This window comes from Trichocoleus sp. Lan (genome assembly GCF_039961855.1).
Taxonomy (GTDB): domain Bacteria; phylum Cyanobacteriota; class Cyanobacteriia; order Cyanobacteriales; family FACHB-T130; genus FACHB-T130.
Genome location: NZ_JAMPKA010000065.1, coordinates 1 through 4147 on the forward strand (window position 1 = coordinate 1; position 4147 = coordinate 4147).

At 49.0% G+C, this 4147-nt stretch carries 7 pseudogenes; all 7 read left to right on the plus strand.

Going from position 1 to position 4147, the window contains the following annotated elements:
- Positions 1-115 precede the first annotated feature (115 nt).
- A pseudogene (locus NDA03_RS27690) lies at positions 116-484 on the plus strand (IS1 family transposase); the annotation flags it as partial.
- 24 nt (positions 485-508) lie between these two features.
- Positions 509-1126, plus strand: a pseudogene (locus NDA03_RS27695) (IS701 family transposase); the annotation flags it as partial.
- Positions 1127-1245: 119 nt separating this feature from the next.
- Positions 1246-2076 (plus strand): annotated as a pseudogene (locus NDA03_RS27700) (IS5 family transposase).
- Positions 2077-2139: 63 nt separating this feature from the next.
- Positions 2140-2610, plus strand: a pseudogene (locus tag NDA03_RS27705) (transposase); the annotation flags it as partial.
- Positions 2611-2682: 72 nt separating this feature from the next.
- Positions 2683-2799 (plus strand): annotated as a pseudogene (locus NDA03_RS27710) (IS630 family transposase); the annotation flags it as partial.
- Positions 2800-2880: 81 nt separating this feature from the next.
- Positions 2881-3771: pseudogene (locus NDA03_RS27715) on the plus strand (IS982 family transposase).
- A gap of 27 nt (positions 3772-3798) precedes the next feature.
- Positions 3799-4147 (plus strand): annotated as a pseudogene (locus NDA03_RS27720) (IS630 family transposase); the annotation flags it as partial.

The window sequence follows — 4147 nt, forward strand, 5'->3', positions numbered from 1 at the left end:
ATTGTTCATGAATTAATGGTAATAAGACGTAACAAGCTGCCATTTTTTCAGAGAGGTCTGAGGGCTATGTCCTTGATTTTACGCATATTTTGACGGGGTTGTCACCCCGTGAGGAGAGGGAGTCGAGGTGGTGATGAAAATTAAAGGGTCACAGGGACAACCACGGGTCGAGTGGGTGAAAGTTGAGCACCCGTTTACCGCTATCAGCCCTAAGCAAGAAGTCCATGCAAATCACAATGAGGCGCACAACAGCGCATTAAGGCGACGGGCGAGTGCTTATCGACGGCGACAGAATTTATATGCCAAGCAAGTGGCAGCATTACAAAGAGTTATAGACGTACAGCGGTTGGTGCATAACTGGGTGCGTCCACATCACGGACTGAACAAACAGACGACTCCAGCAATGGCGATGGGATACTGTGATCGCCCGATTACGATGCATGAACTGTTGACGCACCGGGGTTTTGCTTCTCTCATCCGTTAAAAGACCAGTGCCGAATTTACGCGGGTATTTTCTGACGGAACAACTCAGCAGAGATATATCCGTGAGATTATTTTTGGCAAGCGTCATGCTACTCAGTTTTGGGAAATTACAACTGACCCCAAAACCTTACCTAAAAATTCAACTTGGTATGTAATGACTCATGTGCCAGAAATCAAATATCACCAAGTGGGTAATCTCTACGGTTTGAGGAATTGGGTAGAATATGGCTTAAAGCAAAGTAAAAATGAACTCGGATGGGCGGATTTTCGGGTGACTGATTATGTTCAAATCCAGAAATGGTGGGAGGTGGTAATGAGCGCTTATCTGTTAGTAAGTTTGCACTCGACTTCACTCTATACTAAATCTGATTTTCAGGAGGATAATAAACTTTCTGTTGTGGTCAATAAATTTTCCCTGCATCCTTGGTGGGATGAAGGAACTGGATGGAAGAATTTGTTAAATAATCTGCGTTTAGTTCTTCAACCCTTTGTCCTGTTTAACCTGATTCGATTTTGGCTGAGAGTTTTTCCAATTCCGGCTCTATCTTTGGGATTTTCACGACTGATTGCGCTTATGAATTACTTTCATGGTGCAGTTCCCATCTCTCTTCAAATGCATGAGTTCCTATTTTCTGCTGCCTAGAGTGACAGAAGAGCGATAACAATCATTAGACCTCCTGCACGAATCGGAAGATAGTGTGCCAGTTTGTAATCGCAGGCGGCACAATTAGAGTGAAACCGTATCGAAGCCTCAGAAGTGCTATGTCGTATCCAGACTTACAACCGCTTTCAGCAGGTGAGTTCAAGCGATTGTGTGGTGTCAGCCGTGCAACTTTTGCCGAGATGGTCACTGTGCTACGCCCGCACCTAGAGCGTCAAGGAAGGCGTGGAGGACAGCCGAAGCTGAGAGTGGAAGACCAACTGCTGGTGGCATTGGAGTATTGGCGAGAGTATCGGAGTCAGTTTCACATTGGAGCCAGTTGGGGTTTGCACGAGACAACGGTGGGGCGGATTATGCACAAGGTGGAAGACCTGCTGATCAAAAGTGGCAAGTTTCGCTTGCCAAGCCAACGGCAGTTGTATCAACCGGGCTGGGAGTGGAACGTGTGGGTGGTAGATGTGGGCGAGATGGAGATTGAACGCCCCAAAAAACAGAAGCGCTACGGAGAGTGGCAAGCAAAAGTGTCATACCTTGAAGGCTCAACTGCTGGTGGACTATGACAGTGGGCAAGTCATTTGTACCGCAGTGGATACGGGCAGAACCCATGACTTTAAGGTACCTCTTGCGAAGTCGCTTGCCGTTTGTGAGTTCACAGGTGTGTTTAGCTCTTCGAGGCTTTTCCCGGATTCGCCAAACTGCATCGGGGCGCGTGTACACCCACCAAGAAACCACGCAAGCAACAGTTGCCAGCAGAAGAAAAGCAGCATAACCGCGCGTTAGCACGACTGCGAGTGCGGGTTGAGCATGTAATTCGTCGTTTCAAGATTTTTCGCATCTTTTCAGGGCGCTATCGTAACCGTAGGAAACGATTTGGTTTGCGCTTAAACTTGATTGCTGGGCTACTCAACTATGAACTGGCACATGCTTCCTGATTCATGCAGGAGGTCTATTGATAGCCAGTCCGTCAATCTCGGACAACTTGGGGGGAGGAACATGGCATTGATGGCAACAAAAAAGTGAAAGGACGCAAGCGTCATATTGTGGTGGATGTGCTGGGCCTAGTGTTGGGTTGTTACGTCACCCCTGCCAATTGCGCCGATGTCAAGGCAGCTCCTGCGGTTTTGGTCTGGGTATTAGAGATGTTTGAACGGATTACCAAAGTTTTGGCAGACCAGGGATACCGGGGTGTTTTAGGGGCATTGATTGGACACTTCTTTGGACAGCAAGAGCGACAGGTTAAAGTCGAAATTAGTCAACGTCCACCGGCAGAAAAAGGCTTTCAGGCCGAACAAAAGCGATGGATTGTAGAACAGACTTGGACTTGGTTAGAGAATGCAAGAATCTTGACTCGTGACTATGAGCGGCTACCGGAAAACCATGAAGGAATGATTTACGTTGTCATGATTCGGTTAATGCTCCGGCGTTTAACAAAGAATCGTCGAACCTGGGAATCTAAAACCACTTAACGGACATTTATAGCTGCATGCAGAGAGGTTAGGACGTAAGCTGGAGAAGTCCTGATGCATCTTTCCCCGACTATGGCTAGACCTTACAGCAATGACTTTCGGCAAAAAGTGATGCAGGCCATCGAGTTGGATGGACTCAACAAAAGTGAGGCCAGCCAACTGTTCAACATTAGTCGCAACACAATTAACGAGATGTGCAATTAAGTTTTGAATAGGAAAGTCCCACCCGACAATGCTAGAAGTACAACTCAACTAGCTGGAGTGGGACGAATGTTTTCTATCGAAGAGTTTATCATTGCGGTTTTTTGCTGTGTGGACGACTTGCTCAAGGAGATCACAGGCGGACAAGCGATTCGGGCAAGAGGGTTCGCGCCAGCCCTAGCCGATAGCGAGGTCATGGCGATGGAAATCGTGGCAGAGTATCAGGGGATTGATGATGACCAGGGGATCTGGTAATACTTCCGTCAGCATTGGTTAGGGCTGTTTCCCCAGTTGGGTAGTCGTTGTGCGTTCGTGCGGCAGTCCGCGAATCTGTGGCAATACAAGGAGCGAGTTCAGCAACACTTGGCAAGGCGGTTGGGAGCATTTGATGACTCGGTGCATTTAGTCGATGGTATCCCGATTGCGCTGTGCGGCTTTGCTCGTGCCCCCCGGTGTCGAAGCTTTAAGGGAGAAGCGGCTTACGGCTACTGTGCGGCAAAACAGCAGACTTACTATGGCTTTCATGGTCATTTACTCATCAGTGCAACCGGAGTAATTACTGGATTTAGCCTGACCCCAGCCAATGGCAGCGAACGAGAAACACTCGCTGGTTTGGTGCCTGCCATTGGTGGCTTACTCATTGGCGACAAAGGGTATCTCTGCGCTGCCCTTGAGCAGGAGCTTCAAGCCAATGGCATTCGCCTGGAAACGGCGTTGCGATCCAACATGCACGACCCTCGAAGCCCAGCGTTCGTCAAATTACTCATGCGTACCCGACGACTGGTTGAAACCGTGATTGGGCAACTGGTTGAGCGCTTCTCGATTGAAAAAGTCTGGGCACGCGACTTGTGGCACTTAACCAGTCGGCTCAATCGCAAACTCTTAGCTCACACTGTTTGTCGTTGGCTCAACCGTCATAGCCTTGACCCCTTGCAGTTTAAGCAACTTCTGGCTAGCTAGTTTTAGTCGCACATCGCGTCAATTAACTTGTGGTGTCAGCGCCAAGCCCAGACGGGGGAGGTCAAACCGAAAGCCAGACCCGTGACGCAACAAAGACTCAAGATCAAGGATTTGGAGAAGTTTGGCGAGTTTATCCAACAGCATGGCGATAAAACCCAGAGTGAACTGGCCCAACTGTGGGACAGCGAGGTAAGCCAACCGACGATATCCAGAGCCATCGCCAAGATTAAGCACAGCCGTAAAAAAAAACCTACGGCTATGTCCGATGAATCCGGCATGGATGAGCGGGACAATTATGGCTACGGCTACGCGCCAGTCGGACAACGCTTCTATGCCCTCAAGTCGGGTCGGCGGCAGGGACGAGTGAATATGATTG